At 71.0% G+C, this 24,647-nt stretch carries 21 protein-coding genes and 3 pseudogenes; 11 read left to right on the forward strand and 13 right to left on the reverse strand.

Annotated features, from left to right (window positions below):
• Positions 1 to 29 precede the first annotated feature (29 nt).
• Entirely contained in the window at positions 30 to 1,565 is a 1,536-nt protein-coding gene (locus tag ACWGJB_RS27415; RefSeq protein ID WP_453382746.1) for a gamma-aminobutyraldehyde dehydrogenase, read from the reverse strand.
• A 209-nt stretch (positions 1,566 to 1,774) separates the two neighbouring features.
• On the opposite strand from ACWGJB_RS27415, the gene ACWGJB_RS27420 reads away from it, so the two are divergent.
• On the forward strand, positions 1,775 to 2,338 hold the full coding sequence (locus ACWGJB_RS27420) for an NADAR family protein (RefSeq protein ID WP_453382747.1): 564 nt from the start codon (positions 1,775 to 1,777) through the stop codon (positions 2,336 to 2,338).
• 223 nt (positions 2,339 to 2,561) lie between these two features.
• Here the strand turns inward: ACWGJB_RS27420 and ACWGJB_RS27425 are convergent, their stop codons facing one another.
• Positions 2,562 to 3,305 (reverse strand): DUF4190 domain-containing protein, encoded by a 744-nt coding sequence (locus ACWGJB_RS27425; RefSeq protein ID WP_453382748.1) that lies wholly within the window; start codon positions 3,303 to 3,305, stop codon positions 2,562 to 2,564.
• Between the two features lie 62 nt (positions 3,306 to 3,367).
• Here ACWGJB_RS27425 and ACWGJB_RS27430 point away from each other — a divergent pair.
• Both ACWGJB_RS27430 and ACWGJB_RS27435 read left to right on the forward strand, forming a co-directional pair.
• Positions 3,368 to 4,541: pseudogene (locus tag ACWGJB_RS27430) on the forward strand (adenosine deaminase); the annotation flags it as partial.
• Between the two features lie 33 nt (positions 4,542 to 4,574).
• Positions 4,575 to 5,270 carry a glycerophosphodiester phosphodiesterase gene (locus ACWGJB_RS27435; protein ID WP_453382749.1) on the forward strand — a complete coding sequence of 232 codons (696 nt, stop codon included), beginning with the start codon at positions 4,575 to 4,577 and terminating at the stop codon, positions 5,268 to 5,270.
• On the opposite strand, the gene ACWGJB_RS27440 is transcribed toward ACWGJB_RS27435, so the two are convergent.
• Entirely contained in the window at positions 5,252 to 6,934 is a 1,683-nt protein-coding gene (locus ACWGJB_RS27440; protein ID WP_453382750.1) for an RNA polymerase sigma factor, read from the reverse strand. The genes ACWGJB_RS27435 and ACWGJB_RS27440 overlap by 19 nt on opposite strands.
• Positions 6,935 to 7,207: 273 nt before the next feature.
• On the opposite strand from ACWGJB_RS27440, the gene ACWGJB_RS27445 reads away from it, so the two are divergent.
• From ACWGJB_RS27445 to ACWGJB_RS27455, 3 genes and pseudogenes are all read left to right on the forward strand, one after another.
• A complete protein-coding gene (locus ACWGJB_RS27445) occupies positions 7,208 to 8,377 on the forward strand; it encodes a serine hydrolase domain-containing protein (RefSeq protein ID WP_453382751.1) in 1,170 nt (389 codons plus the stop codon).
• Between the two features lie 138 nt (positions 8,378 to 8,515).
• Positions 8,516 to 8,722, forward strand: a pseudogene (locus ACWGJB_RS27450) (response regulator transcription factor); the annotation flags it as partial.
• Between the two features lie 140 nt (positions 8,723 to 8,862).
• Positions 8,863 to 9,570: a LuxR C-terminal-related transcriptional regulator gene (locus ACWGJB_RS27455; RefSeq protein ID WP_453382869.1), complete on the forward strand. Its 708-nt coding sequence runs from the start codon at positions 8,863 to 8,865 to the stop codon at positions 9,568 to 9,570.
• Here the strand turns inward: ACWGJB_RS27455 and ACWGJB_RS27460 are convergent.
• From ACWGJB_RS27460 to ACWGJB_RS27470, 3 genes are all read right to left on the reverse strand, one after another.
• Positions 9,567 to 9,983 (reverse strand): nuclear transport factor 2 family protein, encoded by a 417-nt coding sequence (locus ACWGJB_RS27460; RefSeq protein ID WP_453382752.1) that lies wholly within the window; start codon positions 9,981 to 9,983, stop codon positions 9,567 to 9,569. The two genes, ACWGJB_RS27455 and ACWGJB_RS27460, sit on opposite strands and share 4 nt — an antisense overlap.
• A gap of 113 nt (positions 9,984 to 10,096) precedes the next feature.
• The gene (locus ACWGJB_RS27465) at positions 10,097 to 10,798 is read right to left on the reverse strand and encodes an SDR family NAD(P)-dependent oxidoreductase (RefSeq protein WP_453382753.1); all 702 of its coding nucleotides are present in this window, start codon (positions 10,796 to 10,798) and stop codon (positions 10,097 to 10,099) included.
• 119 nt (positions 10,799 to 10,917) lie between these two features.
• Positions 10,918 to 12,018: an MBL fold metallo-hydrolase gene (locus tag ACWGJB_RS27470; protein WP_453382754.1), complete on the reverse strand. Its 1,101-nt coding sequence runs from the start codon at positions 12,016 to 12,018 to the stop codon at positions 10,918 to 10,920.
• Positions 12,019 to 12,285: 267 nt separating this feature from the next.
• Between ACWGJB_RS27470 and ACWGJB_RS27475 the strand changes: the two genes are divergently transcribed.
• From ACWGJB_RS27475 to ACWGJB_RS27490, 4 genes are all read left to right on the forward strand, one after another.
• Entirely contained in the window at positions 12,286 to 12,762 is a 477-nt protein-coding gene (locus ACWGJB_RS27475; RefSeq protein WP_450766812.1) for a MarR family winged helix-turn-helix transcriptional regulator, read from the forward strand.
• 273 nt (positions 12,763 to 13,035) lie between these two features.
• Positions 13,036 to 14,739 (forward strand): NAD-dependent malic enzyme, encoded by a 1,704-nt coding sequence (locus tag ACWGJB_RS27480; RefSeq protein ID WP_453382755.1) that lies wholly within the window; start codon positions 13,036 to 13,038, stop codon positions 14,737 to 14,739.
• Positions 14,740 to 14,830: 91 nt separating this feature from the next.
• Positions 14,831 to 15,754, forward strand: coding sequence for a LysR family transcriptional regulator (locus ACWGJB_RS27485; protein ID WP_453382756.1), 924 nt, complete (start codon positions 14,831 to 14,833; stop codon positions 15,752 to 15,754).
• 31 nt (positions 15,755 to 15,785) lie between these two features.
• Positions 15,786 to 15,917 carry a hypothetical protein gene (locus ACWGJB_RS27490; protein WP_453382757.1) on the forward strand — a complete coding sequence of 44 codons (132 nt, stop codon included), beginning with the start codon at positions 15,786 to 15,788 and terminating at the stop codon, positions 15,915 to 15,917.
• Positions 15,918 to 15,963: 46 nt separating this feature from the next.
• On the opposite strand, the gene ACWGJB_RS27495 is transcribed toward ACWGJB_RS27490, so the two are convergent.
• The 4 genes from ACWGJB_RS27495 to ACWGJB_RS27510 form a co-directional block, all read right to left on the reverse strand.
• Positions 15,964 to 16,458, reverse strand: coding sequence for a DUF3291 domain-containing protein (locus ACWGJB_RS27495; protein ID WP_453382758.1), 495 nt, complete (start codon positions 16,456 to 16,458; stop codon positions 15,964 to 15,966).
• Positions 16,459 to 16,489: 31 nt separating this feature from the next.
• On the reverse strand, positions 16,490 to 17,194 hold the full coding sequence (locus ACWGJB_RS27500) for a helix-turn-helix transcriptional regulator (RefSeq protein ID WP_453382759.1): 705 nt from the start codon (positions 17,192 to 17,194) through the stop codon (positions 16,490 to 16,492).
• A 164-nt stretch (positions 17,195 to 17,358) separates the two neighbouring features.
• Positions 17,359 to 18,081, reverse strand: coding sequence for a dienelactone hydrolase family protein (locus ACWGJB_RS27505; RefSeq protein ID WP_453382760.1), 723 nt, complete (start codon positions 18,079 to 18,081; stop codon positions 17,359 to 17,361).
• Between the two features lie 612 nt (positions 18,082 to 18,693).
• Positions 18,694 to 19,611: an endo-beta-N-acetylglucosaminidase H gene (locus ACWGJB_RS27510; protein ID WP_453382761.1), complete on the reverse strand. Its 918-nt coding sequence runs from the start codon at positions 19,609 to 19,611 to the stop codon at positions 18,694 to 18,696.
• A gap of 617 nt (positions 19,612 to 20,228) precedes the next feature.
• Between ACWGJB_RS27510 and ACWGJB_RS27515 the strand changes: the two are divergent.
• A pseudogene (locus tag ACWGJB_RS27515) lies at positions 20,229 to 20,390 on the forward strand (transposase); the annotation flags it as partial.
• 418 nt (positions 20,391 to 20,808) lie between these two features.
• Here ACWGJB_RS27515 and ACWGJB_RS27520 read toward each other — a convergent pair.
• Genes ACWGJB_RS27520 through ACWGJB_RS27530 form a run of 3 tightly spaced genes read right to left on the reverse strand, consistent with a single transcriptional unit; the run spans position 20,809 to position 24,364 of the window.
• The gene (locus ACWGJB_RS27520; RefSeq protein WP_453382762.1) at positions 20,809 to 23,154 is read right to left on the reverse strand and encodes an ABC transporter permease; all 2,346 of its coding nucleotides are present in this window, start codon (positions 23,152 to 23,154) and stop codon (positions 20,809 to 20,811) included.
• The gene (locus ACWGJB_RS27525; RefSeq protein ID WP_453382763.1) at positions 23,151 to 23,843 is read right to left on the reverse strand and encodes an ABC transporter ATP-binding protein; all 693 of its coding nucleotides are present in this window, start codon (positions 23,841 to 23,843) and stop codon (positions 23,151 to 23,153) included. Before ACWGJB_RS27525 ends, ACWGJB_RS27520 begins: the two co-directional genes overlap by 4 nt.
• Positions 23,840 to 24,364, reverse strand: coding sequence for a PadR family transcriptional regulator (locus tag ACWGJB_RS27530; protein WP_453382764.1), 525 nt, complete (start codon positions 24,362 to 24,364; stop codon positions 23,840 to 23,842). The genes ACWGJB_RS27525 and ACWGJB_RS27530 overlap by 4 nt, the downstream gene beginning before the upstream one ends.
• Between the last annotated feature and the right edge of the window lie 283 nt (positions 24,365 to 24,647).

A 24,647-nucleotide genomic window follows, 5' to 3' on the forward strand; every position in this document is an offset into this window, starting at 1 on the left:
GGGGCCGTGATGAGCGGCCGCAGGTATGACTATCGGTCCCCGAAGATCGTGCGGTGCCAGTCCTTTCGGGCAACCGCCGTATTGTCGAACATTACGTGCTTGACCTGGGTGTACTCCTCGAACGAGTACACCGACATGTCCTTGCCGAAGCCGGACGCCTTGTAGCCGCCGTGCGGCATCTCGCTGATGATCGGAATGTGGTCGTTGACCCACACGCACCCCGCCTTGATCTCGCGGGTGGCGCGGTTCGCCCGGTAGACGCTGCTGCTCCACGCGGAGGCGGCCAGACCGTACGGGGTGTCGTTGGCCAGCCGGATCCCCTCATCATCACTGTCGAACGGCAGAACGACCAGCACCGGACCGAAGATCTCGGCCTGGACGATCTCACTGCCCTGCGGCGCGTCGGCGATCAGCGTGGGTCGGTAGTACGCACCGCTCTTCAGCTCGTCCTGCGGCGGCTCGCCGCCGGTCACCACGCGCGCGTAGCCGCGCGCCCGCTCGACGAACCCGGCGACCCGGTCCCGCTGAGCGTGCGAGATCAGCGGCCCGAGGTCGGTACCGGGCGCGAACGGGTCGCCCAGCCGCACGGTCTCCATCAGGGCGGCCGTCTGCTCGACGAAGGCCTCGTAGAGCGGCCGCTGCACATACGCGCGGGTGGCGGCGGTGCAGTCCTGCCCGGTGTTGATGAGCGCCCCCGCGACGGCCCCGTTGACGGCCGCCTCCAGGTCGGCGTCGTCGAAGACGACGAACGGCGCCTTGCCGCCGAGCTCCAGATGCAGCCGCTTCACGGTCGCCGTGGCGACCTCCGCCACCCGCTTTCCGACACCGGTGGAGCCGGTGAAGGAGGTCATGGCGACGTCGGGGTGCCCGACGAGATGCTCACCGGCCACCTTCCCGGTCCCGGTGACGACGTTGATCACACCGTCGGGGATACCGGCGAGGGTGGCCGCCTCGGCGAAGAGCAGCGAGGTCAGCGGGGTCAGCTCGGCCGGCTTGAGCACGATGGTGTTGCCGGCCGCGATCGCCGGGAGGATCTTCCAGGCGGCCATCTGGAGCGGGTAGTTCCAGGGCGCGATCGACCCGACGACACCGATGGGCTCGCGGCGGATGTACGACGTGTGGTCGCCGGAGTACTCACCGGCCGCCTGCCCCTGCAGATGCCGGGCGGCCCCCGCGAAGAACGCGGTGTTGTCGATGGTCCCCGGCACGTCGAACTCACGCGTCAGCTTGAGCGGCTTGCCGCACTGGAGGGACTCGGCGCGGGCGAATTCCTCCGCGCGGTCGGCGAGCACGGCGGCGAACCGGTGCAGCGCGTCCGACCGCTCGCCGGGGGTCGTCCCCGCCCACCCGGGAAACGCGTCCCGCGCGGCGGCGACGGCCCGGTCGACGTCGTCCGTCCCCGCCAGCTCGTAGGTGTACACCTCCGCGCCGGTGGCCGGGTCCACGACGGCGTGCGTACGGCCCGACGTGCCCTTGCTGAACCGTCCCGCGATGTACTGCGCGCCGCCCGCGAGCCGCTCCTGCGCGGGGAAGGTGTCCGCGGTGGCGGTGCCCGGGTTGTCCATGTCGCTTCTCCTCCGCCGTCGTCCCGTCCCGAGGGGTGGGTGGCGTAGCTCCAGCTGGATTTGACTGCCGATCCTGACAGAGCAAGGGGAGTCCAACAAGTGATTCCGTTGTTGCCTTTTGGTTACGCGACGGAATCTGTCGACCAGGTGTCGAGTCGGGGCGGAAAAGGCGGGACGGAGTGTCAGTGGTGCCTGCCAGACTGGCGTGCATGGCGAAGATCGATTCTGCGGAAGCCCTGATCAGGGCCGTCCGGGCGGGGGCCGGGATCAAGTACCTGCACTTCTGGGGACACCGACCGAGGCCGGACGGACAGCTCTCGTCGAGCTGCCTGAGCCAGTGGTGGCCGTCACGCTTCGTGGTCGACGGTGTGGAGTACGCGACCGCCGAGCACTGGATGATGGCAGGAAAGGCCCGACTGTTCGAGGACGCGGAGGCGGAGCGCCGGGTCGTGGCGGCGGGGCATCCCGCCGAGGCGAAGAAGGCGGGCCGGCTGGTCCGGAACTTCGACGAGGCGACATGGGAGCGGGAGCGCTTCGAGATAGTGGCGCGCGGCAGCGTGCACAAGTTCACGGCCGACCCGCACCTGCGCGAGTACCTGCTCGCCACCGGCGACCGGGTACTGGTGGAGGCGAGCCCGGTGGACCGGGTATGGGGCATCGGCCTGGCGGCGACGGACGAGAGAGCGACGGATCCGTCCCGCTGGAGAGGGCTGAACCTGCTGGGGTTCGCACTGATGGAGGCGCGCGAGAGGTTGCGGACGGCGGGGGTGTAGGTCTACAGGTGGGGCGCTTCCGGCCGACGAGCACTGGTCCCACCCAAAGGAACAGGAGACCGAGCGCTTCCGGCCGACGAGGACCGATCCCACCCAAAGGACAGGGGGCGCGGGGCCGTATCTGATCTGCGGCTCCGCCGCGTGGGCGCGACCGGCCCCCGTCTACCCGCACCCGACCACCGGCCGCCCCCTTTACCCGCACCCGACCACCGGCCGCCCCCGCCTACCGCGTGCTCGCCACCACGATCAGCACGATGAACCCCACCGCGAGCACAAGCCCCACCGACCCGCAGATGATCCCGGCCAGCGCCTGCCCCCCGTTCGTGGCCTCCCCCCGCCCGACCCGGGCCCGCCCGATCGAACCGAAGACGATGGCCAGCACCCCCATCACCAGCGCGACCGGCCACGCACAGAACCCGACCACGCTGATGATCCCGGTGACGAGACCGGCCGTGCCCAGCCCGTTGTTGGGCATCGGCTGCATACCGGGCCAGCCGCCGTATCCCCCGGGCCCGCCGGGGTACGGCGGAAACGGCTGCCCGGGGTAGCCGTACCCCGGCCCGGGAGCCGGTGCGGCCGGGTAGCCGTAGGGAACCTGACCGGGTCCGTCCGGAGCCATCGGCGGCGGAGGCACCGCCGCACTCTGCGGATACGGCGGCGCAGGCGGGGCATAGGGACTCGGCGCTGCGTACGCGCCGGGCGCGCCCGGCGCCGCGAACGGGTTGGCCGGCGCGGCCGGAGCCGAGTCCGACGGCGCCGCATAGGGGTTCGCCCAGCCCTGAGGCGTCACCCCGTCCTGTGCCCCGGGCATCGCCGCGACCGTCCGCTGGTCATGGATCGGGGGCGGCGGCACCTGATCATGGATCAAGGGCGGCACCGACGCCTCTGCCCCGGCCCCCGCCCCTTCCCCCGCGTCGGCCGCCTTGTCCAGCCGTATCTTCGGAGCTTCCGGCGCCTCGTCAGCCATCTCGCGATGTCCCCTCTCCCGCACGCGTGCCGCCGTCATGCTAAGGCCCGTCCACCTCGAACGTCGGTCCGGCCTACGATGGCCCCGAATCACCGATCAGCCGATCACCGCGCAAGGGGCCAGCTCACGGCCGTACCACCGCCGAAGGCGGCCCCGCGCCGTTCCGGGGAGGAACCCTTGACCGACCGCCACGCCGAACCCGCCCTCCGCGACGTGCACGCCTTCATCGCCGGGCTGCCCAAGGCCGAACTGCATGTCCATCACGTCGGCTCCGCCTCCCCCCGGATCGTGTCCGAACTGGCCGCCCGGCACCCCGACTCCAAGGTGCCCACCGACCCCGAGGCCCTGGCCGACTACTTCACGTTCACGGACTTCGCCCACTTCATCGAGGTCTATCTGTCGGTCGTCGACCTGATCCGCACGCCCGAGGACGTCCGGCTGCTCACCTACGAGGTGGCCCGCGAGCTGGCCCGCCAGCAGGTGCGCTACGCCGAGCTGACCATCACCCCCTTCTCCTCCACCCGGCGCGGGATCGACGCACGGGCCTTCATGGACGCGATCGAGGACGCGCGGAAGGCGGCGGAGACCGAGTTCGGGACCGTGCTCCGGTGGTGCTTCGACATCCCCGGCGAGGCGGGCCTGGAGGCCGCCGAGGAGACGGTCCGGCTCGCGACCGACGACCGGCTCCGTCCGGAGGGCCTGGTCTCCTTCGGTCTCGGCGGCCCCGAGATCGGCGTACCCCGGCCGCAGTTCAAGCCGTACTTCGACCGGGCCGTCGCGGCCGGCCTGCACTCCGTCCCGCACGCCGGTGAGACGACGGGGCCCCAGACGGTCTGGGACGCCCTGGTCGACCTGCATGCCGAGCGCATCGGCCACGGCACCAGCTCCGCGCAGGACCCGAAGCTCCTCGCCCACCTCGCCGAGCAGCGCATCGCCCTGGAGGTGTGCCCGACCTCCAACATCGCCACGCGCGCGGTCCGCACCCTGGACGAGCACCCGATCAAGGAGTTCGTGGACGCGGGCGTGCTGGTCACGGTCAACTCCGACGACCCGCCGATGTTCGGCACCGACCTGAACAACGAGTACGCGGTCGCCGCCCGTCTCCTCGGCCTCGACGAGCGCGGTGTGGCCGACCTCGCCAAGAACGCGGTGGAGGCGTCCTTCCTGGACCGGACGGGCAAGGCGAGGATCTCGGCCGAGATCGACGCGTATACGAAGGCATGGCTCGCCCCCTGAAGAACCCCTGCGGGGCCCTGAGAACATGGGCCCATGCAGACCGTGACCGCCGTGGCCCACCGCGGCGACCCCTACCGCTTCCGCGAGAACACGTCGGCCTCCCTGCGTTCCGCGCTCCAACAGGGCGCGGACGCGGTGGAGATCGACGTACGGCTGACGCGTGACGGCGTCCCCGTCCTCCTGCACGACGAGACCCTGAAACGCCTCTGGGAAGTCGACCGCCCGCTGAGCGCGCTCTCCGCCGACGAGGTGCGCGGCCTCACGGAGGACGGGGTACCGACGCTCGCCGAGGCGCTGGCGGCGGCGGAGGACAGCCGGGTGATGATCGACCTGCCCGGCGCTCCGAGCGAGCGGGCGGTGGCCAGGATCGTGGCCGTGGCCCGGGAGTGCGGTGCGGCCGACCGCGTCTACTACACGGGGGACGCGGCGGCGATGCTGGCGGTACGGGCGGCGGACGCGGCGGCGGAGATCGCGCTGACCCGCAAGACGCTGGCGCCCGTGCGCCCGGCGGTCCTGGACGTGATCCGCCCCCGCTACCTCAACTACCGCTTCACCCTGCTCGACCACGACCTGACCGAGCACGTCCACCGCAGCGGCTACCTGGTCTCCTGCTGGACCCCGGACACCCGCCGCTCGCTGCGCCGCCTGCTGGACATGGGCGTCGACTCGATCACCACGAACCGGGTGGACGTGCTCGACCGGCTCCGGCGCTACACCACCGACCGCTGAGCAACCGTCGCCGGATCGCTCGGCGTCCCCCGTGTCACGTACTGCGGAACCGGCGCCGAGTCCTTCCCGTCGTCCCGGACCAGCCCGTACCGGATGGCGCCGTCCGGCGGCCCGTACCGGACGTCCTTCTCCACCGCGTCCCAGGACGAGGGGAAGACGCTCACCCCGTAGTCGGCCCCCCGCTCGTTCACCGTGAACGTCACGCTGCCGTCGACGTAGAAGTACTCGTTCTGCCACATCTGCTGGGTGCCGGCCGGCAGGACCGCATAGCCGGTGGCCGAGCTGCCCATGCCGGTGGCGGAGGCGTCCGTGCTGCTGATGCGGTCGTCCATCCGGCGGCCGCCGCCCGACGCCACGTGGAAGAGCCTGCCCTTCAGGCCGGTCCAGCTCGGCATGACGAGGCCGCCGGCCCGGGACAGCGGGGCGATCTGCCAGCGGACGAGGACATAGCCCCGCCCGGTCAGCGTCACGTTGTCCCCGCGGTGGTTCAGCACCGCGTGCGCCCCGCCCGTGCTGGTGATCCCCGTCTCCGGCCGGTGCGGCAGCGTGCCGGGCCCGGTGTCCGGGTCCGGCGCCCTGTCGACCGCGTCGACGACCGAGCCGTACCGGGCGGCGCTCGCCGACGGGGAAGGTGACGGCGAGGCGGAGAGCGAGGCCGACGGGGACGGCGAGGGACTGGTCGCCGGGGTCGGCGTCGGCGCGCCGGTGATCGCCGCCGTGGGCGCGGTGGCCGTATGCGGTGCCGGACGATCCGGGGTCTGTACGACGACGTACGCGCCGCCCGCGACGATCGTCGCCCCCGCCGTGACCGCCACCGCGGGCTTGGCCAGCGCGCCCAGCACCTTCGCCGACCAGCCGACGGAGGTCGCCGCGGCCGCCGTCTTGCCGCCGAGCGCCAGCGACAGCGTGAAGCCGACCGGGACCGGCACCAGGGCGATGCCGGCCAGCAGCCGTTCCGCCGGTACGACGGAGTCGCGGGCGTCGCCGCAGTAGCCGCAGCCCCGGACGTGCCGGGCCAGCCGCTTGCGCCAGACGGAGTCGGGGTGCCCGTCCCAGCGGGCGGTCAGCTCGCGCAGTTCGGGGCAGGCACCGCCCAGCGCGCGCACGATGCCCCGCGAGATCTCCAGCCGTTCCTTCATCCGCTGCACGCGGACGGCGGCGTGCTGCCGGCTGATGCCGACGGCCGCCGCCAGCTCACGCCGGGTGAGTTCGCCCGAGACCTCCAGCCACCACAGGGACACCAGCTGCCGGTCCTCGGCGTCCAGCCAGCGCACCGCCTCCGCGACCTCTCGCCGCTGGCCCTCCAACTGGAGCCGCAGCACGGCGAGTTCGGCGAAGTCCGGGGTGCCGTCCGGGACACCCTCGTCCAGTTTCCGCTCCAGCCTGCGGCGCGCCCGGTCCCGTATCTGCCGCATGGCGATGGCCATCAGCCAGGACCGGAAGCTGTCCGGGTCGCGGAGGGTGCCGAGGTGGTCGACGGCGCGCAGCATGGTCTCCTGGACGACGTCGTCGACGTCGGCATGGCCGTTGAGGGCGCGGCCGACCACGTTGTAGACCAGGGGCAGCCAGCCCTCGACCAGTTCGTCCAGCGCTCGCCGGTCGCCCGCCTGCGCGGCCGCGATGGTGGTGCGCCACTGCCGCGACACGTGCGCGTCCGTCCTCATGACCGCACCTTCTCAGCCGGGGCGGTGAGCTTGGCAATGTCGGGGATCACAGTGCGGAGACGGAGCACAGGGCTCCGCGATAACACTTTTTCCACCCCGGCCTCCCCACCGCCCGCTCCCCTACGGGCGATCCCCCACAACTTCCTTATTTCTAAGGGAAGTTGATGAGGGGCGACTCAGGGGCGTACGCCCCCCTCGGCGACGATCCGGCGACCGCCGTACCGCCGGAGGATGACCAGGTCCCTTCACACGTCGCCTCCCTGGAGCTCACGCATGCATGTCCGCAACCGGAGCACCGTCCTCGCCGCCTCCCTCGTCCTGGCCCTCACGGCCGGACCGCTGGTGGCGCCCGCCCTCGCCGCACCCGCAGCCGCACCCGCCACCTCCGCGCCCACCACCGCCGGCCCGGACGCCGAGGCCCTGCGAGCCGCGATCGCCGGGCTGCCCGACTCGGACGCCACCGCCGCGCTCGTCCGGGTGGGCGGCACCGACGGCGCCTGGCGCGGCAGCGCGGGCGTGCACGACCTGACGAGCGGCGGAGCGGCGGACCCGGACGGCCGCTTCCGGGCCGGTTCGACGACGAAGGTGGTGACGGCGGCGGCCGTACTGAAACTGGCCGCACAAGGGAGGATCGACCTCGGCCGCCCCGTCCAGCACTACCTCCCCGGCCTCTTCACCCGCGCCTTCCGGCCCATCACCGTCCGGCAGTTGCTGAACCACACCAGCGGAATCCAGGCGGCCGACGGCTGGGGCGACTCCTTCCCGGCGCAGTACGCGCACCGCTTCGACACTCTCACCCCGGAGCAGGTGGTGCGGTCGGCGGTGGCGAAGGGGCCGGAGTTCTGCCCGGGCAGGAAGCAGGACTACCTCAACATCAACTACACCGTGCTCGGGCTGCTGATCGAGAAGGTGACCGGGCAGTCGTACGCCTCCGTGACCACCCGGCTCGTGCTGCGCCCCGCCGGGATGCGGGACACCTACTTCCCCGGCACCGACCCGCGCATCCTCGGCCCGCACAACCACGGCTACCAGAAGGTGACGGAGGCCGACGGGACGACGTCGTTGGTGGATGTCACCGACTGGAACCAGGCGGACCGGTTCGCGGCCGGCGACATGATCTCCACGACCGCCGACCTGGAACGGCTGCTGACCTCCCTCTTCCGCGGGCGGATCGTGCCGCCGGGACCGTGGCTGGAGGAGATGTTCACGGTCCCGGCGCACATCGAAGGAGCCACCTACAGCGCCGGATTGCAGCGCTTCGAGTACGACGGCCGGGTGTACTGGGTCAAGTCGGGCTCTCGGTACGGCTACAGCGCGGTGCTCGCCGGGACCCGGGACCTGAGCCGGACCCTCGTCTACTCGGTCGACTCGACCGACGCCAAGGACGAGGACATGAACCCGGTGGCGAAGCGGATCGTGATGGCCGCGCTCAAGCAGGGCTGACGGCTCGGGCGGTGCTCCGGTCGCAGTACGGCCGGGCGGTCGGGAGTGGTACCCCGGTACCACTCCCCCGCCGAAGATTCTCCCGGTGTCCCAGGGCCCGGGACCCGCCCGCACCTGGCGTCGACGACGGCAAGCGCCCGGCTGCGCGCGCTCACCGACCGCGAGCGCGAGGTGCTGGTCGCGATCGGCCAGGGCTGGAACAACACGGAGATCGCCGAGCGCCTCTTCCTCACCGAGTCCACGGTCAAGAAGCACGTCGGCCGGGTCCTCGCCAAGATCGGGGCGCGCTCCCGGATCCAGGCCGCGATCACGGCGTACGACACGGGGCTGGTCCGCGCCAAGTGAACACGGCTGAGTGAACACTGCCGAACCGAGCGACCAGAACCGAGCGAGCAGACCCACTCTCCCCGGGCGGCGGATCCAGGCGTAGCATGTGAACGAAACAGTTTCGTTCACGGAACGGACCTCGCATGGAGAAGACAGGCATGGTCTCCGTACTCGTCGTCAACGACCAATCCCTCCAGCGCCTCGCCCTGCGCATGCTCCTCACCGCCGAGCCGGACCTGACGGTCGCCGGGGAGGCGACGGACGGAGACGGGGCGATCCGTGCGAGCGCCGCGCTCCGCCCCGACGTCGTCCTCATGGACAGCCGGCCGTCCGGGGCGGCCGGCACCGAGACCATCCGGCACCTCACCCACCCCGCCCTCCGGACGTCCCGCGTCCCCGGATTCCCCGCCGCCACCGAGGACGCCTACGCCCCCCGGGTTCTGGTGCTGACCGCCGCCGAGCAGGAGGCGGAGGCCTGGGCCGCCCTGCGGGCGGGCGCCGGCGGCTTCCTGCTCGACGACGCCGACCCGGTCGAACTGACCGCGGCCATCAGGGTGGTGGCCGCCGGGGACGCCGTCATCACGCCCGGTCTGACCCGCGCGCTCATCGACGCCGTCCGCCAGCAGCACACCGTCCGCCTGCTCCCCCGCACCGCGGGGCTCGGCGCCCTCACCGAGCGCGAGCGCGATGTCCTGGTCGCCGTGGCCTCCGGCTGGTCCAACGCCGAGATCGCCCAGTGGCTGTCAATCGCCCCGACCACCGTGAAGACCCACGTCAGCAACGTCCTGGCGAAGATCGGCGCCCGCGCCCGCGTGCAGGCGGTGGCCTTCGCCTACGAGTCGGGGCTGATCCGGCCGGCGGCCTAGAAGCTCTCGCCGCCCAGCGCCTTGATGAACGCGAGCGGGTTCCAGTACTCCCGGTACTTGACGATCTTGCCGTCCTTGAACGTCACGAACGTCGCGTAACTCATGTCGTACGGGTTCCCGTTGGCCAGGACCCGGCCGGTGACGCTCCAGTCGGCGACGGCCGTGTCCGGGTCGTCGGTCCCGCGGATGGTCGCCGACGTGATCTGCTGCACGTCGATGAGGTCGGGGTAGCCGCGCAGGTACTCATAGACCGCGGTCCGGCCCTCCAGCCGGGCGGGGCTGCCCTCGGGGGCGAAGGGGAACTCCACGACGACGTTCTCGTCGCACAGGTCCGCCCAGGCCTTCATGTCCTTGGCGAGGAAGGTGTCGAGGCTGCGCCGCACCAGGTCGGCGGCGGTAAGGGTCTCGCTCATGGTTCGTTTCCCATCGTGATACGGAGTTGGGCCACATGCGGAGTGACCCACGCATTAATGTGGCTAGCCACATACTTACTTGGCTAGCCACATAAGTCAAGCGGTCCGACGGCTCACGTGAAGACGCCCCCGCCGTCCACGGTCAGGATCTGGCCGGTCAGCGCCTCGGCGGCGTCGCTCGCCAGGAAGCCGACCGTCGCCGACACGTCCTCGGGCGTCAGTGCGCGGGGCAGCGCCTGCCCGGCCTGCGAGGCCTCGAAGGCGGCGTCCGGCTGGTAGGCGGTGGACGCGGTCCGGGTCAGGCCCGGCGCCACTCCGGTCACCGAGATCCCGTGCCGCCCGAGCGACGCCGCGAGCGAGCGGGTGGCGGCGACCAGCGCACCCTTGCTGGTCACGTACGCCAGGAGGTCCGGGCTCGGCGGCTTCCAGAAGGTGTCGGAGAGGATGTGCACGATCCGGCCGAAGCCGCGCTCCCGCATCCCGGGCACGAACGCCTGGGCGAGCAGCACCGCGGACTCGACGTTGACCGCCTGGACCCGGCGCCAGGCGTCCAGGTCCACGGTCTCCACGTCCATCAGGTCGGTGACGGCGGCCGCGTGCACCAGCACGTCGCACCTTCCGTTCTCGGCCAGCACGCGGCGCGCCGCCGCCCGTACGTCCCCGGCGTCGGCCAGGTCGCAGGCGATGTCACCGGCGCGGTCCAGGACCCGTACGGTATGTCCGCGCGCGGCCAGCTCGCGGACGATGGCGCCGCCGATGACCCCGGCCCCGCCCACGACGACGGCGACCCTGGGTGCGGTGGGGTTCTCAGGCATCAAGTGCTCCCGCTCGTAGGGCCGGTGCGGTAGGCCGACGACTGCCCCACGTCACCCACGTACCGCACCGGCCGTCTTGTTTGCTTGTGTCAGCAATAAAATGCTGGGGCAAAAACCCGTCAGGCGTGGATGGCGCTGCCCAGACCGAGGTCCAGCCGCAGGGACTCCACGAGCGAGAAGGCGCTGCTCTCGGTGAAGACGTCGGCGGCCGCGAGCGTCCCGGTGTACTTGGCCGCGACCGGGGCGGCCGCCTGCCGGCAGACCTCGTCGAGCCAGGTCTTCACGACGGCCCAGATGTTGTTCCCGTACTTCGCCGCGTAGACCCCATAGTCCACGGTTCCGAGCGCCTGCTTGAGCGAGGCGGTCAGGTCGTCGATGTACTGCTGGTGCACGGTGACGTCGGCGCGCCTGCCGAGCCGCCCCATGTGACCGGCGATGTGGTACTTCCAGGGGTACGACAGCGCCTTGGCCGGAGCCGCGAGGTAACCCTGGATGTCCTCGCTGTAGTTGAGCGCGCCGAACGGGGCCCAGCCCGGGATGGTGATGTCCACCAGCATCAGCGCGTCGTGGTGCGGGAACCGGATGTAGATGTTGTCCGGCGAGTGGTTGCTGCCGTGGTGCGCGAGTTCGACCCGCTCGCCGCCGACGTGCAGGGTGTAGCGGTCGGCGAAGGTGACCTCGGGCGCGGGCTTGTTCGGGTCGTTGTCGCGCCGCAGCAGCCGGCGGTTCTCCTCGTGCCCGATCCGGACCACGTTGCGGCCGAAGAGCCCGGACGCGCCGACGTGGTCGGAGTGGTGGTGGGAGTGGACGATGTGGGTGACCTTGTTGCTGGTGCCGTTGGCGGCGGCTATCTCGTCGACGGCGCGCTGCAGGTTGTGGCCGATGGTCGGCGGGGCGTCGAACAGGACGACACCCTCCCGGGTGGTGAGGAAGGCGGCCTGGTAGTCGCCGTCGGTCACCCAGTAGAGGTTGTCCTTCACGCGGCCGACGTAGTAGCCCTGGCTGTTCACCGCCGGGCCGAGGGATCCCGCGGGCACCGGCGCGTAGTCCGGCAGACCGGCGTCGGCGGACCCGGCGGCCGAGGTGCGGGAGGTGGCCGCCGAGGCCGGCGTCGCGGTGCCCCCCGCGACCAGGGCCGCGGCAGCCGGTACGGCGGTGGCCGCGGCGACTCTGGCGAGGAACGAACGGCGATCGGTCCCGGATTCGGAGCTGGCTGACATGTCGATTCCCTTCGGAACGGTCCCAGGAGGGCCAGGGGCGATCCACCCCTGCGACTCCCGCCCGGCGCAACGGGCTCACCGTAGCCTCAATTAGCTTGCGCAGGCAAGTAATTAGTCCCTCGTTCCGCAGCGGCGCCGAACGCGTGCCGCCCTCGGGAGCCGACCGTGAACCGGCTCCCGGCATCCGCTGCCACTAAGGTGTTCGCAGCCCCGGAAGCGGCGGAGCAGCGAGTTTCCGCCCCTATCGCCCGCCAGACGAGGAGCGCCATGCCAGCCGCGAAGCCCGATCCGGTGATGCCTCGGCCCAGCCTCGTCGAGCGCGCCCCGGTCAGCTTCGGGCTCTTCGCCCTCTCCCGCGAACTGCACGGTTACGGCGCCGAACTCCTCCTCAGGCTCGGCCTGCACCCCGGCCAGGAGCTGATCCTCATGCGGCTCTTCGACCGGGACGGCCAGACCCAGGCCGAGTTGCAGCAGGCGGTCGGGCTCGACCACTCCACGGTCTCGCGATCGATCCGCCGCATGGAGGACGCGGGCCTGGTCGCCCGGGCCCGAGCCGAGCACGACCGCCGGGCCTTCGTGGTCTCGCTCGCCGAGGGCGGTGAGGCGCTCCGCGAGCCGCTCGCCGACCTCTGGACCACCCTCGACCGGCTCGCCACCGACACCCTGCGCCGGCTGGAGGGCGCCGACTTCCTCAGCACGGTCGCGGAGCTGGAGCGCGCCTACGCCACCGCGCGCCGCGGCTGACCCGCGGCCCCACCACCGCGGCCCCACCACCGCGGAACCGCCCCGCACCGGGCACCGCCACGCCCCGCCGAACGCCCAGGTGACTCGACATACATACACCGGGCTCATGGACCGCTCCTTTTTCAGGCATTGGACGCATGTATGTCCGGCTGCGAGGCTTCCGGATAGCGCGTTCCCCCGAAGGCACGAGGCACCCCGAAGCGCCTCGAAGCGACCCGGACGCGCTCGGGAAGCACCCTGGAAGCAACGCGGAAAACGGACAAGGAGCCGATCATGGGGACCCAGTGGAACGCCGACGAGGGGCACATCGAGACGACCGCCCGTGGCCGTGCCGTGCTCTCCCAGCCCCGCCTCAACCGGGGCACGGCCTTCACCCGGGAGGAACGGCAGTCGCTGGGTCTGGTGGGTCTGGTGCCGCCCGCGGTGCTGACCCTGGAGCAGCAGGCCGAGCGGGCGTACCAGCAGTACGCGGCCCAGCCCACCGATCTTGCCAAGAACGTCAACCTCACCGCGCTGCACGACCGCAACCAGGTGCTCTTCTACCGGCTGCTCGGCGACCACCTCGACGAGATGCTGCCCATCGTCTACACCCCGACCGTCGGCAGGGCGATCCAGCGCTACAGCAACGAGTACCGGCGCCCGGCCGGCGTGTACCTGTCGGTGGACGCACCGGAGGAGATCGAGGGGGCGCTCACCGCCACCGGCCTGGGCCCGGACGACCTCGACCTGATCGTCGCCACGGACGGCGAGGCGATCCTCGGCATCGGCGACTGGGGCGTGGGCGGTATCGACATCTCGGTGGGCAAGCTCGCCGTCTACACCGCCGCCGCCGGCATCGACCCGAACCGCACCCTGGCGGTCATGCTGGACGTCGGCACCAACCGCCAGGAACTCCTGGAGAGCCCGCTCTACCTGGGCAACCGGCACCCGCGGGCGGACCGGGAGACGTACGACGCCTTCATCGACGCCTACGTCCTCACCGCCCGCCGGCTCTTCCCGGACGCCCTGCTGCACTGGGAGGACTTCGGCGCCGCCAACGCCCGCCGGATCCTGGACCGTTACCGCCCCAGCGAGTTCACCTTCAACGACGACGTGCAGGGCACCGGCGCCGTCAACCTCGCCGCCGTGCTCTCCGGGGTGAAGGCCAGCGGGATCGCGCTGCGCGACCACCGCGCGGTGATCTTCGGCGCGGGCACCGCCGGCATCGGCATCGCCGACCAGCTGCGCGACGCCATGGTCGCCGACGGACTGACCGTCGAGGAGGCCACCGCCCGCATCTTCGGTGTGGACCGCTACGGCCTGCTCACCGAGGACCAGGAGGGGCTGCGCGACTTCCAGGTCCGCTACGCCCGCCCGGCCGCCGAGGTCGCCGACTGGCGCCGGGACGAGAAGGTCGGGGGCATCGCACTGGCCGAGGTCGTCGAGCGGGTACGGCCGACGGTCCTGATCGGCACCTCCGGCCAGGGCGGCTCCTTCACCGAGGACATCGTCCGCACGATGGCCGCCCACGCCGAGCGTCCGATCGTCCTGCCGATGTCCAACCCGACGGACCTGGCCGAGGCGGTCCCGGCGGACCTGCTGGCCTGGACGGACGGCCGCGCCCTGATCGCCACCGGCAGCCCGTTCCGCCCGGTCGAGCAGGACGGGGTCAGGTACGCGATCGGGCAGGCCAACAACGCGCTGATCTTCCCGGGCCTCGGGCTCGGCGCGATCGTCGCCCGGGCCAACCGGGTCACCGACGGCATGCTGGCCGCCGCCGCGCACGCCGTCGCCGGCCGGACCGACGCCACCGGCCCCGGCGCGCCGATCCTGCCCCTCACCGACCAGCTGCGCGAGACGTCGGTGGCCGTGGCGGTCGCGGTGGCCCGCGCCGCGGCCGCCGACGGGGTGGCCCGCGCGACGGTGGACGACTCCGTCGAGGACCGGGTGCGGGCCGCGATATGGCAGCCGGTGTACCCGCCGATCAAGGCCGTCTGAGCCGCCGCGACTCCACGCGGCGCCCGGGGCGCTTCCCCCATACCCCCACGGCCTGAATCCGGCCCCTCCGATGCGGCGGGAGAATAGGACCATGGATCTCCAGGTACTGCGCTCCTTCCAGGCCGTGGCCGAGGGCGTGACCGTCACCGAGGCCGCGGCCGCCGCGCACATCACCCAGCCCGCCCTCTCCCGGGCCCTGAACCGGCTGGAGAGCGAGATCGGCGCGGAACTCTTCCAGCGGGTCGGACGGGTGCTGCAACTCACCCCGGCCGGGCGGGTGTTCAAGGAGTACGTCGACACCGTGCTGGACGGTTACGACCGGGGGCGGCGGGCGGTGGCCGAGGTGGTCGACCCCGACACGGGCGTGGTGTCGCTGGCCTTCCTGCACACCCTGGGCACCTGGCTCGTACCCGGACTGGTCACCGGTTTCCGGCAGCGCTTCGCCGCCGTCCGGTTCGAACTGCACCAGGCGGACGAGAACGGCCTGACCCAGCGCCTCCTGGACTCCACCGCGGACCTGATCATCACCGGCAAGGACCCCGGCCATCCGCTGATCACCTGGCGGCGGCTCCTGGTCGAGCCTCTCTGGCTGGCCGTCCCCGCCCGCCACCGGCTCGCTCAGCGCCGGCGGGTGCGGCTGGCCGAGGTGGCCGACGAGCAGTTCATCGTGCTCAAGCCCGGCTACGGGCTGCGCAGCGTCACCGAGACCCTCTGCCACCAGGCCGGGTTCAGCCCTCTGGTCGGCTTCGAGGGCGAGGAGGTGGAGACGCTGCGCGGGCTGGTCGCATCCGGGCTCGGCGTCTCCCTGATCCCGGCCGCACCGGACGCCACCGCGGCCCCGGAGACCAACCCGGACCTCCCCATCCGCTACCTCGCGGTCACCGACGTCCGGGCCGCCCGGGACATCGGCGTCGCCTCTCTGGCCGCCCGCACCCTGCCTCCGGCCACCCGGCGCTTCCTCGACCACGCCCTGAACGCGACGGCCGGGACGGGCGGGGTGCCGCGGCACACCTGAGCACACGCACCTGCTTCTCGGCGTCGGCGCCGTGCAGATGGCGCAGAGCTACTCGCGCGGCCGGCTGGAGGAGGCCGCGGCCTGGGAGCAGGTGAGCCGATCGGCCGACTTCGACCAGGCCTACCCGACCGAACTGCCCTACCAGGCCCCGCCGATGAGCTAGTTCACGAACAGGCCCGACAGGACGACCGCGACTCCCCCGGCCTCCGCTACTTCCGCGCCACGGCCTGGAGGTCCCGGGCCGCGTCGGCGGCGGAGAAGGAGGAGGCGAAGGTGAAGGCGCGCGCGGACGGTCCGTGCGTGCGCAGGTCCGCCAGCCGCTCCAGGGCCTCGCCGGCGGTCGGGAGGTGACCGGCGGGGACCCACCAGAGCACCAGGTGCGCCTCGACGTGCCGCTCGAACCATTCGCGCCGCCGCCGCATCACCTCCAGGTGCTCACTGCGGTAGGTGAACCCCCACAGCGCCTCCCGGGTCTGCCACACCGTCAGGTTGACGATGACGTGCTCGCCCGCCGGGCGCAGGGCCGTGGCGTCGGCCTCCCCCTCCGCCACCAGCCGCCACACGAAGCCGGGCGCGGCGTCGGCGGCGGCGTTGACCGAGTCGAGCATCTCGACGAACGGCGCGATGCGCGGGTCGTCGAGGGGATGGCGGAGCGTGGCGACATTGAGCTGGGCGAGGTGAACGGCGTACCCGGATGCGGTCATGACCTCATGTCAGCATGCACTCATCTCTATGTCAATCACTGTTGTTTTTAGAACTTTCGAGCACGACACAGCACTGTCCCGGCCGGGCGTCCATGCGGGCGTGGACGGGTCCGCCCGTACCGAGCAGCCCCTCCAGCAATGCGAGGTTCATGCCGCAGACAAGCGGCGGAAAGCGCTCGGCGACGGCATGGAAGGGGCAGTTGCGCATGCGGACGACGGCCGCCTCTTCACCCGCCGCCTCGGCACCCCGGTCGCCTCCGGGGCCCCCCGCCCCCTCCAGGTGCGGTTCGTAGCCGCGGGCGGCCAGCGTCTCCATGGCCTCTTCGAGGCTGCCGCAGGGCGCCGTCGAGCCGCGCAGGGCCTCGCCGCGGCGGCGGGCGGCCGCGCAGAGCCCGGCGTCGAGCCCGGCCTGTTCGGCGGCCTCGGCGAGCAGTTCGGCGGCGGTGCGGTAGTCGCGGGCGGGCAGCGACACCGCCCGCTCCTCCCGGGCCCGCGTGTACACCTTGGCGGGACGCCCCGCCCCCGGCCCCGAACGTCCCGTCAGGCGGCGGCTGCCGGTGTCGAGCAGCCCGGCCTCGGCCAGCCGGTCCAGATGGTGCGCGGCGAGCGTACGCGCCACCCCGGTCGCCTCGGCGGCCTCGTTACGGCCGACCTCGCGGCCCTGCGCCGCCACGTACTCGTACAGCCGGCGTCGCACCGGATCCTGCAGCACCGCGATCGCGTCGATGTCGTTCACCCGGCTATTCTAGGAACAACGCAGGTTGGAGATAGAAGCCGACCAAGGTGCGCGGGCCTCCGCCCGTGGACACCGTCATCGGGGAAGGCCGGGACGACCTGTCCTCGATGACGGCATCCGGGCCGGCACCGCCTACCGTCCGCTGCCCGCCGGACGGCCCGGCCTCACTTCAGGTGTCGGTCCAGGAACCGGCACCCGTCCTCCAGCTCGAACCACGGGGTGCCGGTGTGCCCTCCCGTATTGGCGTGCAGCGTCTTCTCCTTGCTGCCGAAGGCGTCGAACAGGTCCAGGGCCCGTTGCCGGGGGTTCCCTTCGTCGTCCCACTGCAGCAGGTACAGCAGCGGAATGGTGACCTGCCGGGCCTCCTCGCGCTGGGCACGGGGCACGTACCCCCCGGCGAAAAAGCCTGCGGCCGCGATGCGCGGTTCGACCACCGCCAGCCGGATGCCGAGGGCGGTCCACCCCCCGGAGTACCCGACCGGGCCGCCGATGTCGGGCAGTTCGAGGAGGGCGTCCAGAGTGGTCCGCCATTCCGGGACGACGTTCTCGACCAGTGGGCCGATGAAGGACTCGAAGATCTCGTCGACCGGTTCGCCGGCCTGCATCGCCCGCCGGAGGTCGGCACGGGCCTGCTCGTCGGCGGCGGAACGGGGACGGTCACCGCAGCCGGCGGCGTCGATGGTGGCCACCGCGTAGCCGCGCGCCGCGGTGTACCGGGCCCGGGCCACCAGCCGGGGTTCCGCCTTGGGCAGGCCGTTGTTGTGGGCCATCAGGACCAGCGGGGCCGGTGCGGATCCAGGCGTCCACAGGGTGCCGGGGATCTCGCCGAGGGTGAATTCGCGCTCGAGGACGCCGTCGTCGAGGCGCTGTTCGGAAGTGAATTGCACGGTCGTGCCTTTCGGGAGTGCGCTTGAACGGCGCTCCCGGACGACCTATCGCCCGACCGTGACCCCGGAGGGGAGCACCCATGTCGATACTGCGTTCACGGGTACCACCTCCTCGTTCTCTCGCACGGCCTCCGGAAAGTAGCACCGGCCGCCGTGGTCCGCCAACAGGTTTTCGCGACCGCCGAGGAGGTGCCGACCCCGGTCAGACCACTCGCGTTCCTCGACCGCCGTCTCGGGTGGTCGCTCGCGGCCGTCACGATGCCCCGGCGACCGCTCACCGTTCGGCGCCCCGAGCGGCTCGCCAACACGCGACACCGCGACATGCGAGCCCACCGGCCCCAAGGCCGGAACAGCCAGTGACCGCAAGGCGTGTGAAGAAGATTGCTAGTTGACCTCGGGCGACGTTCATGACCTGCGCTGATGCCAACTGGCTTCAGCGGCCGGAAGCGCAGAATCAGAGAGACAGTCGGCACTTTGGTACAGCGCAGGTCACGGTACCTACGGCGACCGCGCCTCCGACATCGTTGTCGAAGGCGTGGCCTGCCCGAGGCGCGGCCCTACGGGATGCAGCAAGCCCCGAGGGGGCACCGGACGCCGGGGAGTGTGGTCGGCCTACGGCGTGTAGTGGGCGTCACTGCCGTACAGCTCCCTGGTGAACGCGGAGACATCGGCGCTGCGATCGGCGCCGTCGAGGTTGTACGTCAGATAGACGCCGTACCCCTCATCGACCGTGCGGCGGGCGAGGTCGGCGGCCGTGCTTTGCGAGGTTCCGCCGATCTCGACGGCCGCCGGCGACAGCTTCGACTTGGGCAGTGCGATGCCGGGGACCTGCCAGGTGCCGTAGTACGGGTTCCAGGCGTAGTCGAACTTGGACGAGACGTCGACGCCGCCGTAGGACAGGCGCGACGCGGCCGGGCCGATGTTGTAGAGGCTGATGATCTTGTCCGGCATGTTGGCGCGCAGTGCCGACACCAGGTACACGAACGAGCTGGCGTTGGGCTGGCCGGTGCCGTTGTTGCCGTACTCGGCGTACTCGTCGTCGAAGTCGATGCCGTCGAGGCCGTACTTGGCCACGGTGTCCGACAGTTGTTTCGCGAACGTCGAAGCCGCCTGCTGGGACGGGAAGTTGGCGAAGCCCGCGCCCTGGTGGTTGCCGAGCACCGAGAGGACGACCTTGATGCCCTTCTGCTGCAACGGCCGTATCTGCGTGGCGGCGTTGTCGAGGACGCGTTGCACGTTCTCGTTGAAGTACAGGGTCGCCGCCTTCGTGCCCGTGTCGTAGTTGATGTTCGCCGCGAAGATCACGGCGACGTCGAAGACGTTGCCGCCACCGTTGGCGAGGGTGTACTTGCCGACGTTCAGCATGCTGTTGTTGTTCACCTCGACGTACGCCACCGAGGTTGGTCCTTGTTTCGCGGAAGCGGGGGCCGCTGCCGCGCCGGTCGTGGCGGTCGCGCCTAAGACGAGGGCCGTAACGGCCGAGAGCGCGAGCGCGGCCCTCCGCACTCTGCTCCGCACCGGAGTGAACATCGTTGATCGGTCTCCCATCGCATGGAGCGGCGCCCGACCTGTTCGCAAGCGCCGAGTGAGCCCCCCGATCTTTCCGCTCCCGTGACCCGATCCCCAGAACCATGCGAGAACTTTTCACGCCCCCCACGCACGTCGCGCGGTAACTCTGGGCCCGGCCAAGGGAGTTACTGGAACACTACGCTGCCACACCGTCCCAGGCCTGCGACCAACAGAACCCATTGGAGATCGACATCGACGCGATCACCGCGGGCACGGACGAACCAGGCATGCACGCCTCGGATCGCAGCACTGGAGGAGACTGCCGGCGGCGCCTCTCCGGCCAACCTCAGGTTCCGCTCCTCAGAGGGCGGCGGGCGCCCAGCCTGCCCGTCGGCGCACCGGTCGGCGAATCGAACGTCCGACCGGTCTCAACCATCCCTCCTTTGTGCCAACCAAGAATCCTCGTCACAACCGGTGTGACCGGGACCGCTAGTTGGCACCAGGTCACTCTCGTGAGATGCGCTGATGCCAAGTAGCTTCAGTAGCTGGAGGCACGGGATCAGAGAGATAGTTGGCACTTTGGTACAGCCCAGGTCACGAGGGGTGCGCCGCCCACATGACGGCTCCGCGGCTGACACCGCGACGCGGAGCCGAGTGCGGGTGTGATCGACTCGCAGTCCGTCAAAGCGGACGCCGTCGTCGGCTCCGACCGCCGCGGGTTCGACGGCGGGAAGCTGGTCAACGGCCGCAAGCGGCACGTCGTGGTCGACACGCTCGGCCTGCCGCTGGGAGTGATGGTCACCGCGTTTCGCCTTCGACCGCAACACCTCCACCTTGGCCGGCACCGCGTCCAGGCCGAACAAGACAGCCAACTCCTGGCAGATCAGCGGCCCTTGACGGAGCCGACGCCGGTCCGCGAGCGCCTGCACGATGCGCTGATAGTCCACCGACAGCACCGACCAGGCCAGCCCCTCACGCGCGATGCTCGATGCCTGCTCTGGGTGACTCAGCGAGCCGTTCGGCCGCAGAACTCTGCCTGGTCGCTGTCGGCAGGCTCCCGGCCGACGCCGTCTGATGGCGTGCTCGCCTCGACTGCGGATTCTGCTGTGCGCCGAGGTTGCCCTGACGGTGACTGTGCCGATGCCGACCGGGCTTGCCTGCGTGCAGGGGTGGGCTCCTCCTGGCAGGAGGAGCCCACTTCGGGGGATGTGTGAGGGGTTATTCCGTGCGCAGGCCTTCCGGGCGCATCATCCGCAGCAGCGGCGGCAGGCTGAGCAGCGTGACCACGCCGACCACGGCCGCGCCCACGCCGGTCATGGTCAGGACGCTCGCCCAGTCCATGGCCACCGGTGTACGGGTCATCTTCAGCAGCGCCGAGCCAAGGGTGATACCCACCGATGTGGCCAGTACGAGGCCGAGTCCGACCGGGAGGGCCGTCTGCCACAGTACCGACAGGGTCAGCGTGCGGCGCCGGGTGCCGAAGGCGACCAGCGCGGAGAGCAGCTTCCTGCGCTCGCGCAGCTGCTCCAGCTGGGAGACCAGCAGACTCGCGCCGATCAGTGCCAGCACGAAGGCGGAGCCGACGAACAGGCCGGTGCGGATGGAGGTGTACTTGGCGTCCTCCTGGGTCGCCGACCAACTGTAGGTTTGTGCCAGGGGGTCGATGCGGGCGACGACGTTGCGTACGTACTCCCGTGAGTCCGGCACCGACGGGTCCAGACGCAGGTAGACACCGTCCGAGAACACCGCGGGCGCGGCCTTGTGGGGCAGGGCGGCGGGGGTGACCAGCAGACTGGTGTAGTCCTGCAGTGAGTCCTTGCGCGCGTTCACCTCCCGAATGTTTGCCGGAACGGTCCAGGGCACCTCGAGGCGGCGTTCGGCGCCGTCGTACGACGGGTCGATGTAGAGCTGCCGACCGGGCTTCACCAGGGCGATTTCGGATGCGTTGCTGGGGTCCGAGTAACCGCTCCGCGTTCGCGTGATGAACACGTCACCGTCCTTGCAGGAGGGCAATGTGGCGAGTTCACGCAGGGCGGCGCAGTTACCCACGGTCAGGCCGTTGCTGTTCTCCGGGTTGCGACGTGCGTCCCCGTACTGGGAGCGGGCCAGGGCCACCGCGGCCCGGACCCCCTTGGTGCCGGTGAATTCGCGCTCGATGCCGGGCAGCGGCTTGGGGCCGCTGAAGTCGACCTGCATCTGGACTCGGCTGGGGTCCTGGCCGGTGCTCTTGGTGTACTGGCTCTGCGTTCCCGTGAAGAGCATCTGCAGCGCGATGGCCCCGGCCACCGCCACGGCGATGCCGTTGACCATGCGGGCGGCAGTGCCGCTGCTCAACTGCAGTCGTCGCACGGCCAACTGCCAGGACAGCGGGCCCTTGCCGAGCCGGACGACGACCGCCTCCACGGCCCAGGGCAGCAGGGCGGTGATGCCGATCAGCAACATCAGGACGCCGCCGATGACGAGGTACTGGTTGAAGTTTCCGTTCTTGTGCCCTTGGCCGATCATCGGGTAGAGCATCACGAGGCCGGCCAGAGTCGGCAGCAGCCGCCACCACAGCCGACGGCGACTCTGCTTGGCAGCACGCACGACACCGAGGGGTTCGACGGCCACGCCGCGCATCGCGAGCAGCGTGACCAGCACCGCGGCGACCGGCACCGCCACCGCGACCAGCGCGGCAAGCGCGGGAGTGGGGTCGAGGTAGCTGGGCCAGACGCTCACGCCCAGCAACTCGCCGGTGCCCAGCTTCCGGCGGCCGAGCAAGAAGAAGCCGGTGCCCACGGCCAGACCGAGCAGAGCTCCTGCCAGCGCCTCGCCCGCCGCGATCCGCCGGGTCATCCCCCGGTCGGAGCCGACCAGGCGCAGCGCGGCGAGGCGGCGGTCGCGGCGTTCGCCGCCGAAGCGGACGGCGGCGGCGATGAACACGGCGACCGGCGTCAGCAGCACCACGAACACGACCAAGACCATGAGCAGCAGCACCGGGTCGCTCTTCTCGGGCGTCGCGTCCGGTTTGCCGAACTTGGCCAGCCGTGTCACCAGGGAGGAGTCCGTGAGCTTCAACCCCGAGGCGCCCGCGTAGTAAGCCAGTTCGTGCGAGCCGATCAGCCCGCTCTCGCCGATCGTGCCGGTGATCTTGTACGGCAGGCGCTCCCGTAGCAGTTTCGCGTTGTCCGAGTCCAGCAGGTCCTTGAGCGCAGGGGAGACCACCATCTCGCCCTTACCTGGGAAGCGGTCGACCCCGGGGGGCAGCGGCGCCCGCCCGCCCTCGGGTTCGACGAACCGGCCCTGGATGTCGTCGTCGTGCCAGGTGGTGTCGGCATCGGCGATCAGGAGAGTGTTGTCGGCCTTGGGCGGGACCGTCCGGGAGTACATGTTGGCGTAGCGGGCGTCCTCCACCTTGCTGCGGGAGGTGAACACGTTGGGCATCGCGGTGCACAACAGGAGCAGGGCCACGCCGAGGCCGACACCGACCGCTGTCAGCGTCATTCGGACCCAGCCCTCGCGGCCGCCGGTGACGGCGAACCGGGCTCCCATGGCCAGGTCTCTGGACCACTGGCGCGGACTCATATGGCGCGCTCCATGTCCCGGGTCTTGCCGTCGCGTACGACGATCTCGCGGTCGGAGTAGGCGGCCACCCGTGTCTCGTGGGTGACGAGGACGACGGCGGCGTTGGTGGAGCGGGCCGCGCCGGTGAGCAGTTCCATCACGCGCTCACCGTTGTAGGAGTCGAGCGCGCCGGTCGGTTCGTCGGCGAACAGCACCCGGGGGCCGGTGACCAGCGCGCGGGCCACGGCGACGCGCTGGCCCTGGCCGCCGGAGACCTCGCCGGGCCGCTTGCCCTCCAGGTCGTCGACCTCCAGGCGTTCCATCCAGCCGAGCGCCGCCCGCTCGGCTTCCCTGCGGGAGGTGCCGTTCAGCCTGAGCGGCAGGGCGACGTTCTCCACGCAGGTCAGTTCCGGCACGAGCTGCCCGAACTGGAACACGAAGCCGAACTCCGAGCGGCGTAACGCGCTGCGCTGGGCGTCGCTCATCGTCGTCACCTCGCGCCCGTTGTAGGTGATCGACCCGGAGTCGGGCGGCAGGATGGCCGCGAGGCAGTGCAGCAGCGTCGACTTGCCGGAGCCGGAGGGGCCCATGACGGCGACGACCTCGCCGGGGTGGATGGAGAACTCGGCGCCGTCGAGGGCATGGGTGTGCCCATAGGTCTTGCGCAGGTCCTGCGCGGTGAGCAGGGAACCAGGGGGAGAAGTCGTCATCGGGCTACAGCCTCACGGAGTTTGTCGAGTCGGGCGGCGGTCAGCTCCAGCCAGCGCAGGTCCGCTTCCAGGTGGAAGAGGGCGTGGTCGCAGATCAGCTGGTCCGCCAGATCGCCCTTGCGCTTGCGGTCGGTCAGGATGCGCATGCTGCGCAGGTGTTCGGAGCGTTGGGTGTCCAGGATGTCGGCGGCGTCCCGGTGGGTGAGCAGCGCGAGGACGACTTTGGTGTAGAGGGCCGACTGGAGGTATTCCTCCGGCTTCTGCGTGGTCGCGAGCCACCGCTCTACGTCGGTGATGCCGGCGTCGGTGATCGCGTAGCGCTTGCGCTCCGGGCCGCCGCCGGCCTCGATCCCGTCGACCTCGACGAGGCCGTTCTTCAGCAGCCGGGACATCGTCGAGTAGACCTGGCCGTAGTGCAGCGGTCGGTCGTGACCGAACGTCTCGTCGAAGGCCCGCTTCAGGTCGTAACCGTGGCGCGGGCCGGACTCCAGGAGCCCCAAAAGGGTGTGACCGATGGACATGACCCGCACTCTACACGTCGTGTATACGCGGCGTGTATACGCAGAGTGTGTAGAGCGGCCTGCCGCAGCGCTGCGCTGTGTGACGCCGGCTGTCTCGCCACCCTGCCCGCCCGTGAACGAACCGAAGCATGTGCTCCAACGTTGTCTTATGGCGCTCAGGTTCCGAACGGACGTCGCGGTGGTTCAAGTGCGTGCTGTGTCGGTCTTCGTAAGCTTCGACGGCAGAGGGAACACCCGGGCTGTTCCTCACAGGGCCGCGTGGCGGGCATCCATCCGGACAGCC

Source organism: Streptomyces sp. NPDC054813 (assembly GCF_053611365.1).

What these genes read in the sequence shown, in the direction of transcription:
- ACWGJB_RS27415 (WP_453382746.1), bottom strand. Translation starts at nt 1,565, where the DNA reads ATGGACAACCCGGGCACCGCCACCGCGGACACCTTCCCCGCGCAGGAG.
- ACWGJB_RS27420 (WP_453382747.1), top strand. Translation starts at nt 1,775, where the DNA reads ATGGCGAAGATCGATTCTGCGGAAGCCCTGATCAGGGCCGTCCGGGCG.
- ACWGJB_RS27425 (WP_453382748.1), bottom strand. Translation starts at nt 3,305, where the DNA reads ATGGCTGACGAGGCGCCGGAAGCTCCGAAGATACGGCTGGACAAGGCG.
- ACWGJB_RS27435 (WP_453382749.1), top strand. Translation starts at nt 4,575, where the DNA reads ATGCAGACCGTGACCGCCGTGGCCCACCGCGGCGACCCCTACCGCTTC.
- ACWGJB_RS27440 (WP_453382750.1), bottom strand. Translation starts at nt 6,934, where the DNA reads ATGAGGACGGACGCGCACGTGTCGCGGCAGTGGCGCACCACCATCGCG.
- ACWGJB_RS27445 (WP_453382751.1), top strand. Translation starts at nt 7,208, where the DNA reads ATGCATGTCCGCAACCGGAGCACCGTCCTCGCCGCCTCCCTCGTCCTG.
- ACWGJB_RS27455 (WP_453382869.1), top strand. Translation starts at nt 8,863, where the DNA reads ATGGTCTCCGTACTCGTCGTCAACGACCAATCCCTCCAGCGCCTCGCC.
- ACWGJB_RS27460 (WP_453382752.1), bottom strand. Translation starts at nt 9,983, where the DNA reads ATGAGCGAGACCCTTACCGCCGCCGACCTGGTGCGGCGCAGCCTCGAC.
- ACWGJB_RS27465 (WP_453382753.1), bottom strand. Translation starts at nt 10,798, where the DNA reads ATGCCTGAGAACCCCACCGCACCCAGGGTCGCCGTCGTCGTGGGCGGG.
- ACWGJB_RS27470 (WP_453382754.1), bottom strand. Translation starts at nt 12,018, where the DNA reads ATGTCAGCCAGCTCCGAATCCGGGACCGATCGCCGTTCGTTCCTCGCC.
- ACWGJB_RS27475 (WP_450766812.1), top strand. Translation starts at nt 12,286, where the DNA reads ATGCCAGCCGCGAAGCCCGATCCGGTGATGCCTCGGCCCAGCCTCGTC.
- ACWGJB_RS27480 (WP_453382755.1), top strand. Translation starts at nt 13,036, where the DNA reads ATGGGGACCCAGTGGAACGCCGACGAGGGGCACATCGAGACGACCGCC.
- ACWGJB_RS27485 (WP_453382756.1), top strand. Translation starts at nt 14,831, where the DNA reads ATGGATCTCCAGGTACTGCGCTCCTTCCAGGCCGTGGCCGAGGGCGTG.
- ACWGJB_RS27495 (WP_453382758.1), bottom strand. Translation starts at nt 16,458, where the DNA reads ATGACCGCATCCGGGTACGCCGTTCACCTCGCCCAGCTCAATGTCGCC.
- ACWGJB_RS27510 (WP_453382761.1), bottom strand. Translation starts at nt 19,611, where the DNA reads ATGTTCACTCCGGTGCGGAGCAGAGTGCGGAGGGCCGCGCTCGCGCTC.
- ACWGJB_RS27520 (WP_453382762.1), bottom strand. Translation starts at nt 23,154, where the DNA reads ATGAGTCCGCGCCAGTGGTCCAGAGACCTGGCCATGGGAGCCCGGTTC.
- ACWGJB_RS27525 (WP_453382763.1), bottom strand. Translation starts at nt 23,843, where the DNA reads ATGACGACTTCTCCCCCTGGTTCCCTGCTCACCGCGCAGGACCTGCGC.
- ACWGJB_RS27530 (WP_453382764.1), bottom strand. Translation starts at nt 24,364, where the DNA reads ATGTCCATCGGTCACACCCTTTTGGGGCTCCTGGAGTCCGGCCCGCGC.